The sequence below is a fragment of the Mesorhizobium sp. P3_A8 genome (genome assembly GCF_056402995.1).
This window is the reverse complement of the sequence record NZ_JBFUGI010000008.1, coordinates 117,958-130,049: the sequence shown is the minus strand read 5'-3', so window position 1 is coordinate 130,049 and position 12,092 is coordinate 117,958. Positions and strand designations below refer to the sequence as shown.

13 protein-coding genes and 1 other RNA gene are annotated in these 12,092 nt (G+C 63.2%); 1 reads left to right on the top strand and 13 read right to left on the bottom strand.

Annotation, left to right across the window (positions count from 1 at the left end; all coding sequences use genetic code 11):
• Positions 1–16: 16 nt before the first annotated feature.
• The 6 genes from AC1DX4_RS19995 to mraZ are packed head-to-tail and all read right to left on the bottom strand — an operon-like array spanning position 17 to position 6,533.
• Positions 17–1,450, bottom strand: a complete 1,434-nt coding sequence (locus AC1DX4_RS19995; protein ID WP_477221925.1) for a UDP-N-acetylmuramoylalanyl-D-glutamyl-2,6-diaminopimelate--D-alanyl-D-alanine ligase — start codon at positions 1,448–1,450, stop codon at positions 17–19.
• Complete coding sequence (locus AC1DX4_RS19990) at positions 1,447–2,901, bottom strand: UDP-N-acetylmuramoyl-L-alanyl-D-glutamate--2,6-diaminopimelate ligase (RefSeq protein WP_477221924.1); 1,455 nt, start codon at positions 2,899–2,901, stop codon at positions 1,447–1,449. The genes AC1DX4_RS19995 and AC1DX4_RS19990 overlap by 4 nt, the downstream gene beginning before the upstream one ends.
• A 54-nt stretch (positions 2,902–2,955) precedes the next feature.
• Positions 2,956–4,665, bottom strand: coding sequence for a peptidoglycan D,D-transpeptidase FtsI family protein (locus AC1DX4_RS19985; RefSeq protein ID WP_477221923.1), 1,710 nt, complete (start codon positions 4,663–4,665; stop codon positions 2,956–2,958).
• Entirely contained in the window at positions 4,662–5,057 is a 396-nt protein-coding gene (gene ftsL, locus AC1DX4_RS19980; RefSeq protein WP_095202153.1) for a cell division protein FtsL, read from the bottom strand. Before ftsL ends, AC1DX4_RS19985 begins: the two co-directional genes overlap by 4 nt.
• Before the next feature lie 4 nt (positions 5,058–5,061).
• Entirely contained in the window at positions 5,062–6,078 is a 1,017-nt protein-coding gene (gene rsmH, locus AC1DX4_RS19975) for a 16S rRNA (cytosine(1402)-N(4))-methyltransferase RsmH (protein WP_477221922.1), read from the bottom strand.
• Positions 6,075–6,533, bottom strand: a complete 459-nt coding sequence (gene mraZ / locus AC1DX4_RS19970) for a division/cell wall cluster transcriptional repressor MraZ (protein ID WP_027044751.1) — start codon at positions 6,531–6,533, stop codon at positions 6,075–6,077. The genes rsmH and mraZ overlap by 4 nt, the downstream gene beginning before the upstream one ends.
• Positions 6,534–6,939: 406 nt before the next feature.
• Between mraZ and AC1DX4_RS19965 the strand changes: the two genes are divergently transcribed.
• Positions 6,940–8,055 (top strand): cystathionine gamma-lyase, encoded by a 1,116-nt coding sequence (locus AC1DX4_RS19965; RefSeq protein WP_477221921.1) that lies wholly within the window; start codon positions 6,940–6,942, stop codon positions 8,053–8,055.
• Positions 8,056–8,064: 9 nt separating this feature from the next.
• Here AC1DX4_RS19965 and AC1DX4_RS19960 read toward each other — a convergent pair whose 3' ends face one another.
• The 7 genes from AC1DX4_RS19960 to AC1DX4_RS19930 form a co-directional block, all read right to left on the bottom strand.
• Positions 8,065–8,358 (bottom strand): type II toxin-antitoxin system RelE/ParE family toxin, encoded by a 294-nt coding sequence (locus AC1DX4_RS19960; RefSeq protein ID WP_477221920.1) that lies wholly within the window; start codon positions 8,356–8,358, stop codon positions 8,065–8,067.
• Positions 8,355–8,639 (bottom strand): type II toxin-antitoxin system ParD family antitoxin, encoded by a 285-nt coding sequence (locus AC1DX4_RS19955; RefSeq protein WP_477221919.1) that lies wholly within the window; start codon positions 8,637–8,639, stop codon positions 8,355–8,357. Before AC1DX4_RS19955 ends, AC1DX4_RS19960 begins: the two co-directional genes overlap by 4 nt.
• Before the next feature lie 165 nt (positions 8,640–8,804).
• An RNA gene (rnpB, locus tag AC1DX4_RS19950) (RNase P RNA component class A) lies at positions 8,805–9,204 on the bottom strand.
• A gap of 77 nt (positions 9,205–9,281) precedes the next feature.
• Complete coding sequence (locus tag AC1DX4_RS19945) at positions 9,282–9,980, bottom strand: lytic transglycosylase domain-containing protein (RefSeq protein ID WP_477221918.1); 699 nt, start codon at positions 9,978–9,980, stop codon at positions 9,282–9,284.
• Between the two features lie 211 nt (positions 9,981–10,191).
• The gene (locus AC1DX4_RS19940; protein ID WP_477221917.1) at positions 10,192–10,947 is read right to left on the bottom strand and encodes a peptidoglycan recognition protein family protein; all 756 of its coding nucleotides are present in this window, start codon (positions 10,945–10,947) and stop codon (positions 10,192–10,194) included.
• A complete protein-coding gene (locus tag AC1DX4_RS19935; RefSeq protein ID WP_475450090.1) occupies positions 10,944–11,663 on the bottom strand; it encodes a TerB family tellurite resistance protein in 720 nt (239 codons plus the stop codon). Before AC1DX4_RS19935 ends, AC1DX4_RS19940 begins: the two co-directional genes overlap by 4 nt.
• 183 nt (positions 11,664–11,846) lie before the next feature.
• Positions 11,847–12,053 (bottom strand): hypothetical protein, encoded by a 207-nt coding sequence (locus AC1DX4_RS19930; RefSeq protein ID WP_027044745.1) that lies wholly within the window; start codon positions 12,051–12,053, stop codon positions 11,847–11,849.
• Positions 12,054–12,092: the final 39 nt, after the last annotated feature.

Sequence of the window (12,092 nt, the reverse complement as noted above, 5' to 3'; positions counted from 1 at the left end):
CTTTCGTCCCCCGACCTTACGACTGACTGTTGGCTGTTGATTGAGCCGGGAACTTGCCCAGCAGCGCATCGACCAGTTTTGCAAAACCGATGCCCTTCGACGATTTGATCATCACCACGTCGCCCGGCTTCAGCGCGGCAAGCAGCACCGGCTTCAGCTCCTCGACGCCGGCGCGGTACTCCGTCTTGATGTCGTCCGGCAGCGCTTCCGCCAGTGCCCGCATTTCGGGGCCACCGAGAAACACGGTATGCGTGCCGGTGCCGACGATGAGATCGGCAAGCGCTGCATGCAGCTTGGCCGAGTGATCGCCGAGTTCGAGCATGTCGCCGAGCACGGCAATGCGGCGGCCATCGCCCGTCACAGGCGTCGCGTTGAGCAGCGCCATCGCGGCACCCATCGAGGCCGGATTGGCGTTGTAGCTCTCGTCGATCAGCGTGATCAGTCCACCGGGGTGCCGCAGCACATGGCGCTTGCCACGGCCGCGCTCGGCCGAGAGATCCGCAAGCGCGATTGCCACCTTGTCGAGATCGGCGCCGACCAGCCGCGCCGCACCCAGCACCGCCAGCACGTTCTGCACCATATGCCGGCCGGGCGCACCGATGCGGGCGATCATGTCATGGCCGCCGATCCTGGCGGCGATGTCGGAATGGTCGGCATGCAATTCGCATTTGGTGAGTTTGAAGGTCGAGCGCGCATTCTCGCCGAAACCGTAGACATGCTCGACGCCGGCGGCATGCGCCATCTTGTCGAGAAGCTTGAAGCGCGCATCGTCGCGATTGAGGACGGCAGCACCTTCGGGCTCCAGCCCTTCGAAAATCTCGGCCTTGGCCTTGGCGATCTCGTCGAGATTGCGGAAGAAGCCGAGATGCGCGGCCGCGATCATGGTGACGATGGCGACATGCGGCCGCACCATCTTCACCAGCGGCCGGATCTCGTCGGGATGGTTCATGCCGATCTCGAACACGGCGTAGTCGCAATCATCCGGCATGCGCGCTAGCGTCAGCGGCACGCCCCAATGGTTGTTGAAGGACTGCGCCGAGGCATGCACCTTGCCGACGGCCGACAGCACGTGGCGCAGCGCTTCCTTGGTGGTGGTCTTGCCGGCCGAACCGGTGACCGCGATGATCTTGGCCTGCGAACGCGCGCGCGAGGCGACACCGAGCTTTTCCAGTGCGGCCAGCACGTCCTCTACGACGATGATAGGCGCCGTCAGGCGGCCAAGCGACGGCAGCCTGCCTTCCGCCACCACCAGCACGCCTGCGCCGGCCTTGATGGCCGCGGTGGCGAAGTCATGACCGTCCATCGCCTCGCCCTTGATGGCGAAGAAGGCGTCACCGGGCTGCAAGCTGCGGCTGTCGATCGAAATGCCCGATATGCCCTCGGGCATAGGGCCGAGCGGTCGCCCATCCATGGCGGCAACCAGCGCCTCGGAGGTCCACAGAAGGCTCATGCGGCACGCTCCCGTAGCGCGGCGCGGACTTCCTCGTGGTCGGAAAAATGCAAAGTCTCGGAGCCGATCGTCTGGCCTTCCTCGTGGCCCTTGCCGGCCACGATCAGCGTGTCGCCGGCATGCAGCATGCCGACAGCCTCATGGATCGCCTTGCGCCGGTCGCCGATCTCGATGGCGCCAGGGGCAGCAGCCATGATGGCGGCACGGATGGTCTCGGGCACTTCGGAGCGCGGATTGTCGTCGGTGACGATGACGACATCGGCAAGCCGGGTCGCGATCTCGCCCATGATCGGTCTTTTTCCCCGGTCACGGTCGCCGCCACAACCGAACACGACCATGACGCGGCCAGTGGTGAATGGGCGCACCGACGCCAGCACGTTTTCCAGCGCATCGGGCTTGTGGGCGTAGTCGACATAGACCGGCGCACCCCTGGCAGTGGTGCCGACGAGATCGAGCCGGCCCGGCGCGCCCTTCAATTTTTCCAATGCGGCCAAGGCCTTGGCGACAGGTGTTCCCGTGGAAATGGCAAGGCCGGCCGAAACCAGCGCATTCGAAATCTGGAAATCGCCGGCCAGCGGCAGGTCGATTTCGTAAAGCACGCCCTCGGCCTCGACTTCGGCACGCTGGCGATGGCGCTCGTGCTCGACCCGCTTCAGCGTCAGGAAATCGCCATGGCGGCCAACTGTCAGCACCTCGAGCCCGGCGGCCTTCGCCGCCTGGATCGTCGGCGCTGACCACGGATCGTCTGCAAAAATGACCGCCGGCGCGCCTTTCGGCAGCAACGTGTCGAACAGGCGCAGTTTGGCGCGGTGATAATCCTCGACCGTCGGATGATAATCCATATGGTCGCGGCCAAGATTGGTGAAGCCGCCCGCCGCCAGCTTCACGCCATCGAGGCGGCGCTGGTCGAGCCCATGGCTGGAAGCTTCCATCGAAGCATGGGTGACGCCGGCGTCGGCCAATTCCCGCAACAATTGGTGCAGGGCGACCGGATCGGGCGTGGTCAGCGAGCCATACTCGTTGCGGCCGGGCGCCACCACACCGGTGGTGCCGATCGAAGCCGCTTCATAGCCCGCCTGCTCCCAGATCTGCCTGGTGAAGGCGGCGACCGAGGTCTTGCCGCTGGTGCCGGTCACCGCGACCATGGTCTGCGGCTGCTTGCCGAAATAGCGGGACGCGCTCAGCGCCAGCGCCAGGCGCGGGTCATCGACCGCCAGCACGGGAACCGGCAGTCCTGCGACGGAGTTGCCCTTGCCTGTCACGATCGCCAGCGCGCCACGCGCGGCCGCATCGGCGGCATAGGCCGCGCCGTCGGCCTTGGTTCCGGCAAGCGCGAAGAAGAGAACGCCGGGTTTTACCTGGCGGGAATCGGACGAAATCCCGGTAACCTCCAGATCGGCGGAAGCTGTTCCTTCGACTGGCAGGATACCGGTTAGATCTTTGAGCTTCATCGAGTCCCGTTCACCGCAACAAAATAGCGCGCAGTTGCCGGCGCGCCCTAAGAATCACTGATAGGAAACCAGCGTTGCACCATTTTCATGGCTGAAATCTGGCTTCACGCCAAGCATGGCGGCTGAACGCCGGATGATATTGCCGGCCATGACACCCGCATTGTTGGCGGCGACGTCTGTCATCCCGGGCTTTTCCGGATGCGGAGCGTCGGCAATCGTGAACACCAGATATTGCGGGTCATCCATCGGGAAGGCGGCAACGAAGGTGTTGAAATTCAACTCCTTCGAGTAGCGGCCGTTGATGACCTTCTCGGCCGTTCCGGTCTTGCCGCCGACGCGGTAGCCGGGAACTCTGGCGTTTCTGGCCGAGCCCTTTTCGGCGTTGAGCGAATAAAGGTAGCGCATGCCCTCGACCGTCTTTTCGCTCACCACTTTCTTGGCGGCGGCCATCGCTTCCTCCTGCGTGCGCACCAGGAAGGTCGGGTTCATCAGGAAGCCGCCATTCATCAGCGCCGCGCAGCCGACAGCTGCCTGCAGCGGCGTCGTCGACACGCCGTGGCCGAAGGCGATGGTGAATGAATTGACCTGTTTCCAGACCTTCGGTTCGGTCGGGCGCGCGACCTCCGGCAGTTCGGTCTGCATTCTTTCCAGAATGCCAAGGCGATGCAGGAATTCCCGGTGCCCCTCGATGCCGACCAGTTCGGCCTCCCTGGCCGACCCGATGTTGGACGAATAGAGGAACACTTCCGGCAGCGACAGCACACGGTTCTTGCCGTGGAAATCGTGAATGGCCTGATGGCCGACGCGGATTGGATGAGAAGCGTCGAAACGGCTATTCATGTTCGCCTTGCCGGAATCGAGCGCCATGGCCGAGGTGAAGCTCTTGAAGGTCGAGCCCATCTCATAGAGGCCCGCCGACATCCGGTTCAGCCGGTCCTTTTCCTGTGCATTGTAAGGATTGTTCGGATCAAAATCCGGCACCGAGGCCATGGCCACGACTTCGCCGGTCTTTACGTTGAGCACGACGGCGCCGGCGCCGATGGCGCGGTAGCGCTCCAGGCCGGCCGCGATCTCGTCGCGCACCACATGCTGGACGCGCAGATCGATCGAAAGCTTCACCGGCTTGAGATCCTTGGCCACCGCCAGGCCCGACGCCTGCAGGTCGCTCAGCCCCTGCTCATCGATATATTTCTCCATGCCGGAGATGCCCTGATTGTCGATGTTGGTCAGACCGACAATATAGGACGAGGTTTCGCCGCTCGGATAGAAACGGCGCTTCTCCGTGCGGAAGCCGAAACCGGGAATGCCGAGCTGCATGATGTCGGCCTGCTGCTTGGGCGTCAGCTGCCGCTGCAGCCAGACGAAGCCGGCGCCGCTCTTGAGCTTGTGGTAGGTCTGCTCGTAATCGATCTCGGGCAGCACGGTGGACAGCTTCTCGATCGCCTCGTCGGCATCGACGATGCGGCGCGGCTCGGCGAACAGCGACGCTGTCTTGATGTCCGTCGCCAGCACCTCGCCATTGCGATCGACAATGTCGGGCCGCGAGGCGGTGATCCGGCTCTGCGGGCCGCCCGACAGGTCAGGCGTCTGGAAGCCGAGATAGACCAGCCGCCCCGAAATGGTCGAGAAGATGCCGAAGAACACCGCCATCGTCATGACGATGCGCGCTTTGCCTTTGCCGCCGGTCGCCTTGCGGGCGCCCTCAACGACGATCGATCCGTCCTCACCCGTCCTGGCACGACGCTTCAGCAATTTGCCGATCATTGGGCGATGTCTCCGGTCACGACGGGATCCTTGTCGCCAGACGGCGCCTTGTCGGAATTGTCGGCCATGCTGTCCTGGCGCCCTTTCAGGATGTCCTGAATATCGAGGGCTTTGGCCGGCAGGTCGCTCAAGCCGACGATCTGGCGCGCACTGACCGGCTCGAGGGCGAGCTGCGACTTGTAGAGTTCGGCGAGTTTCTGCAGGCGTGACGGTTGGGTGAGCAGACTCCAGTCGGCCTTGAGCAGGTCGATCGTCTCCTCCTCATAGCGTATCTGGTTATGGATCTTCTGCACCGCCGCCAGCTGATCCTCTGCCTCGCGCTTGGTCTTGTAGGTCAGGGCCGCCGCCGAAACCATGACGGCGATCAGGACAATGTCGCTGGTACGGAACACGTGCTTACCTCTCTCCCGGCAAATTGATGCCGGGAAGCTTTGGAAGGCCGAAAATCGAAAAATCGCCGCCGCGCGCAGGCGCATCGGTGCGGATCGCGGCGCGCAGTCTGGCCGAGCGGGCGCGCGGATTGGCCGCGACCTCGGCATCATCAGCCGTCACGCCGCCACCGGCCTTACGGAAGGTCGCGGTGCGCGCATGCGCCTCGGGCAGATGACGTGATCCCGTGGCGACGTCGGCCCGGTCGGCGATGAAGCGCTTGACGATGCGGTCTTCCAGCGAATGGAACGTCACCACGGCGAGCCGTCCGCCCGGCTTCAGCGCGCGCTCTGCCGCAAACAGCGCCTTGGCCAGTTCGCCGAGCTCGTCATTGACGAAAATGCGCAGCGCCTGGAAGACGCGGGTGGCCGGGTGGATCTTGTCCTTCGGGGCGCGGCCGACATGCGTCTCGATGGCGTCCGCCAGTTCCAGCGTGCGCTCGAACGGCCGCTTTTCGCGGCGCGCCTCGATCATGCGGGCGATGCGCCCGGCGTGGCGCTCCTCGCCGAGGAAGCCGAAGATGCGGGCAAGGTCGCCAGGCTTGAAGCTGTTGACGACATCGGCAGCGCTCAGGCCCGCCTGCGCCATGCGCATGTCGAGCGGGCCGTCATTGCGGAACGAGAATCCGCGCTCGGCCTGGTCGAGCTGCATGGAGGAGACGCCAATGTCGAGCACGACCCCATCGACCCGTTCTGCATGTTCGTCGAGCGTCGAGAACGGCGCCTGCACCAGCTTCAGCCGGCCGCCCGATTGCGCCTCGAGATCGCGTCCGGCCACGATGGCGTCGGGATCGCGGTCGATCGCAACAACAGAAGCCCCGGTCGCCAGAATGGCTTTGGTGTAGCCCCCTGCGCCGAACGTGCCGTCGATGATGATGTCGCCCTCCGCCGGCGCCAATGCCTCGAGCACTTCGCCAAGGAGGACCGGAATGTGGCGGACCGATCCGCCAACGGCGTTGGTATCATCGCCGTGGCCCGCCATCATTCCGGTCGCTCCCCAGGCTTCGTCCCCTGCCGAAGCTGCAAAAGCCTGGCCCGCGCCTGCGCCCCATAGGCGGCAAGCCGTCCCGGCTCCCATATTTGAAAGAAATTGCCGCGCCCGACAAAGGCCACCTCCGCCGAGATACCGGTGTGTTCGCGGATGAAATCGCTCATCGTGATGCGGCCGTCCTGGTCGAGTTTCAGAAACGTTCCATCGCCATGGCAGAAGAACGACATGTCGTCCGCCGTCTGCAGGAAGGGATCTTCCTGCGCGATGCGCTGCTCGTAGCGGTCGAGCAGATCGAGCCCGCCGACATCCATCGCCGGCAGGTCCAGACAGCGCAGTGCGTAGAGTTCCGAGTAGCCGCGTTTCTGCACGACAGCGCGGAAATGCGCCGGAACGGACACCCGCCCCTTCGCATCGATCCTGCTCACCGTGTTCGACAGAAACCGGTCCATTAAACGCTACAGCCGCTTGCGCCGCCGCACCCCTCTTCATCGTCTCGTACGCGCCGCCGCAGCGCGTTCCCTGCCCCACAGCCAGCTCGTCCACACGGGCAAAAAACGGCAAACGCGCAGCCGCCGCGGCTGCCCGATTGGCGTACGCTTTACCCTGACGCGGAACGAAGGCTTTGATGTCAAAATGGGATATCATGGGGTACTATGGGCGTCAACGGGAATAGGCTTCACAAACGCGCGCATAGCGACTAATCCGAGCAGCCGTTACGGCACGTCTCGTCTTTATGATCCATTAAGCCTAACGAAGCGTTTAGAGCGCTTTGGCCCAAAAGACGCGACTTGCCGCGGATCACCCGCCCGCATAGCGTCGAGCGACGTCTTCCGCCCAAAAACAAGGATCGAGCTCATGTCCGAGACGGCAAAGTCACGCGCCGCCGAACTATCCCATTTGCGCAGCCGCGATTTCGCCAGCGGCGATCCCATCCCCTTGCCGCTGACCATGGCGTCGATCTTTCACACGCCGGGCGTCGAGACCGGGGTCGATCAATATGGCCGCTACGACAATCCAACCTGGCGCGCCGTGGAACATGTGCTCGGCCATCTGGAAGATGCGCAATGCGTGAGTTTTCCTTCTGGAATGGGCGCGATTTCGTCGGTGTTTTTCGCGCTACTGAAATCGGGCGATCGCGTGCTCCTGCCCGCGGACGGTTATCACGCCACGCGCGCGATGGCCGAACGCTTCCTGAAGCCGCTTGGCATCACCTGCGACATCAGGCCGACGCCGACCTTCGTTGACGGCGGCTTCGAAGGCTATTCGCTGGTCTTCTTGGAAACCCCATCCAATCCGCGGCTGGACATCTGCGACATCTCGGCCATCGCCAAGGCTGTTCACGAACAGGGCGGGATCCTTGTCGTCGACAACACGACAATGACGCCATTCGGCCAGCGTCCGCTCGACTTCGGCGCCGATGTCGTCGTCTCTGCCGACACCAAGGCGGTTAACGGCCATTCGGACGTACTGTTCGGCCATGTCGCCAGCCGCAACGCCGACATCATCACCAAAGTGACGGACTGGCGCGCAATGGCCGGCGGCATTCCCGGACCGTTCGAGGCCTGGCTGGTGCATCGCGGCCTCGAAACACTGGAGGTGCGCTTCGACCGCATGTGCTCATCGGCCGAAACCATCGCGCAACGGCTGAAGGAACATCGAGCCGTCCATGGCCTACGTTTCCCCGGCCTGAATGGCGATACCTCGCACAACCTTGCCCGCGTCCAGATGGAGCGTTTCGGCTTCCTCATCTCGTTCGAGCTTGCCTCGGAGGACAAGGCCGAGGATTTCATCAACAATTGCCAACTGATCGAGGCTGCGACCTCCTTTGGCGGCGTCCACACTTCGGCCGAGCGGCGCTCGAAACGAGGCGATGCGGTGCCGCCAGGCTTCATCCGCCTCTCGGTTGGCTGCGAACCGGTGGAAGAACTCTGGAAGGCGATCGAGATTTCGCTGGAGAGGATCAGCGGCTGACCGGGCCGATCACGGACCGAGGTCGTCGGCTTCGATGTTGCGATGGCCGTGCAGCACGCGAACAATTTCGATCGCGTCGCTGCCGACCCGATACAGAGTGAGATAGTCGCCGACGACCAGATGACGGATGCCGGGCGCGATATCGTCGCGTGGCGCGCCTGAGAAGGGATGGAGGGTGAGTAAGTCCCAACGTCGTTCCAGCGCATCCACGAGCCGGACAGCAGCCCGTGGATCGTGATCGGCGATGTAGTCACCGATGCTTTCGAGGTCGACCACTGCTTGAGGAAGCAGACGGTATTTCACTCCTGAAAGCCTTTGGCCTCAGCCATCTTCAGGTATTTGGCGCGCAGTCGTTCCATGATTGGCTGGCCGTCCTGTGCCGACCCGCTGTCGATCCCTTCCTGCACCAGCTTGCGCAGTTCCTCGACCGTGTAGCCGAAGAGATCGCGGCGGTCCTTCCACTGCCGCAGCGCATCGCGGATCACTTCGCTCGCCGAGGCATATTCGCCGGCGGCGACCACATCGTCCACCGCTTGCGCCAGTTCCGGCGACAGCGTGATGCTGCGCTTGTCGACCTGTCCCATGATAGGCTCCCGATACCATTCGCAGAACAAATGGTACGATTTAATCGCACCGGATTCAAGCGTTGGCCAGTTACCGGATTGCCGGCGAATACCTGAGAAATTTGAATCGACAGGCGCGCCCGAGGGCGCAACCTGCTGATTTCAAAGGATATCTCTTCGGGAGAAACTGCCAGCTGGCCTATAAGCCGGGTTTTGTATGGCCCCCGCCCCTTGCGGGACGAGAACGTGGCGGCCATTCATCTTGGGCGCATGTTGCCATGCGCCTCACGCAACCTACCCGGACGGTGAGCCGGAAACAGCCCTCGAGGGTTTCCCCTCGCACCGCCCCTATTCGGTTTTGCTCCCGGTGGGGTTTACCGTGCCGCTCCTGTTGCCAGTCGCGCGGTGGGCTCTTACCCCACCCTTTCACCCTTACCACGACAAAGTCGTGGCGGTTTGCTTTCTGTGGCACTTTCCCTGGGGTCGCCCCCGCCGGCCATTAACCGGCACCGTGTCTCCATGGAGCCCGGACTTTCCTCACTCGCGGCCTTTCGGCGTTTGCGAGTGCGGCCGCCCAGCCAGCTGGCAAGGCGTATAAAGGGGTTCAGCCGGGAAAACGCAAATGAAAAAGCCGGCTTGTCCGCCGGCTCTCGCAACTTGCGATCAAAGCGCCGCCATCTGCACCTTGACCTTGCTGCAATAGGCGGCCGAGATCGGGTTCATCCGCGTCGCGGCATGGCCGGCATTGTATTTCAGGATCGTGCCACAGGTGGTGCCACCGCCAAGGTTCTGCGCCAAAGCGAGATACTTCATGCCGTATTTGATGTTGGTGTCGGGATCGAAGAGACCCTTGGCCGAGCCGTTATAGCCCATCATCCGCGCCGTCGCCGGCTTGATCTGCATCAGGCCGATCTCGCCGGCGCCGCCGACCATGTTCGGCCGGTAGTTGCTCTCGATCGTGATGACGGCATTGGCCAGCGACACCGGAACGCCATAGCTCGCCGCATAGCGGGCGACGATCGCGGAGTACTGGCCGCTGCTGGCCACCGCTGCCGTCGACGCAGCGACGTTCCTGAGGCCGATCGATGCCGTTGTCGTCATGTCGATGGTTTTGCGACCGCGCTTGGTCTGCCTTTTGGCGACGGATTTCTTCGTCTTGGCCTTTTCCACCTTCGCGGAAGCCTGCTTCGCCGTTGCCTTCGTGCTCCTGCCGCTTTTGGCCGAAATGGCCTTGCCCTTGGCGGTCGCCGCGACGAGCCCCTGATCGGCACGTGGGCTTACCGGCGCGGCGTCAGCCGCGTTGAAGGCAAAAGTCATTACGCCGGCAGCAAGAGCTGCCGTTACAACGGTCAATTTCTGCATGTGATCCTGTTCTGTCTGGACCACGCGAAGATCTTCGCGTGGCACGGCTTGATTAATATCGAAACATCCGGGGGGATAGACGTCCGACAAACTGTACGAAGTGCCCTTTGAAGCCCGAATTGGCGCCAATGAAGGCAGGGCAAGTCACTTTGAGTGACAGTTTGTAACCTGACAGGGGAAAAAGATTACTTGGGCAGCGCGCTGACCCTGGTCAGCGGCCCCTAGAAGCAAGCATTTTTTGCAGCGTGCGCATCGTCGAGCCGTCGGCCAGCCCATCGACCAGACGGGACCGGAAATGCCGTTGGAAGGCCTCGACGACGATCCGTGTCTGATGGTCGAAAATGCCTGAGATCTCGACACCATAGCCGTAGAGCGCCAGCATCGACTGCAGCGCCTCGACATCGGCACCGCTGTCACCGGGGTTCAGCACGGCGCCGCGCCTGATGGGGGCGGCCGGCACGAGATGGCCGACGCCGGCCTCGAATAGCGCTGCCCACGGGAACTTCTCACCCGGATCGATCTTGCGTCCCGGCGCCACGTCGGAATGCGCCAGCACCCGCCTGGCAGGGATCGCATGCCGCGCGGCAATCCCCTTGCACAGGCCTATCACCGCAGCGATCTGGCGCCGGGGGAAGCCGGGATAGCCCAGCGAATGGCCCGGATTGACGATCTCGATGCCGATCGAGCAGGAATTGATGTCGGTGCGCCCGAACCAGGAACTCTTGCCGGCGTGCCAGGCGCGGTCGCTTTCCCGCACCATCTGCACGATGTGGCCGTTCTCATGGACGAGATAGTGCGACGAAACCTCGCTTGCCGGATCGCACAGCCACGCCTCCGCTCCGGCGCCCGTCGCCATGCCGGTATAGTGCAGCACGATCATGTCGGGCTTCAGCGTGTCGCGCCTTGGTCCGAAATTCGGCGATACCCTGACCTCGGCGCTCGGCTCGTCGGGCAGGAAACCGCTCATACGTGCCGCAGGCCCCGCTCGATCATTTCATAGGCGGCGTTGATCGCCGCGACCCTGGTCGTCGCGATCTTGATGAATTCCTGCGGCAGGCCACGCGCGATCAGTCGGTCGGGATGATTGTCGGACACCAGCTTGCGATACCGCTTCTTGACCTCGTCGAACGGCTTGCCGCGCTCGATGCCGAGCACGACATAGGGGTCGCCGGCGCCAAGGTTGACGTGGCGCGCCATGATGGCTTCGTAATGCGCCTCGTCGATGCGAAAAATCTCGGCGATACGGTGCAGGAAGATTCCTTCGCCCTCATGCACCACCCCGTCGGCCTTGGCGATGTGGAACAGGCCGTCGAGTATGTCTTCCAGCATCACGCAATTGGAATGCCCGGAGCCGCACATCTGCGCCATGCGCTCGGCATAGGTCTCGAACCCGGCCACGTCGCGCTGGGCGAGATCGAACAGCCGCGCCACGTTGCGCGTCTCCTTCGGCGGCACTTCGAATATTTCCTGGAAAGCACGCACCTCGTCCTGGGTGACGATGCCGTCGGCCTTGGCCATCTTGGCCGAAAGCGCGATCATCGCCACCGAGAAAGCGACGCGGCGGCGCAGATCGGCATCGCCGGAGAAAACCGTGCGCACAGCCTCGACGACGTCGGCAACACCCGACGTTGCTGAAGATGATACCCGAGTAATAAACTCGCCGAGGCGGTCCCAAATCGACATGGCCCGCTTCATAGAGCCAACCGGTCCCCGCTATCAAGCCAATAACGGCCCGGTCTATGAACGATGGCCCGGGTCTATGAACGAGAGGCGATCCCGGATGGTCGCGCCCGGATGGTCGCCTTGCAAGAAAAGGCCGGCGAGACGCCGGCCCTTCCTCCCAAGACACTCTTACTGCTTTACAAACTACTGCGCGGGCGCAGGAGCAGGCGTTGCCGGAGCCGGCTCGGCAGGCTTGGTCGAATTGTCGGCCGGGGCCGCAGGCTTCATCGGCTGTTCGGCAGCCGGCGGATTGGTGCTCTGCGTGGTGGTCTTGTCGGTGCCGCTGTCGCTGCAGGCTGCGACGCCCAGCAGGGCAAGGGCGGACACGGAAGCTAGAATGAGCTTTTTCATAATATCTCTCCTTCAACACACGCTCACGTTGCAGTGAAC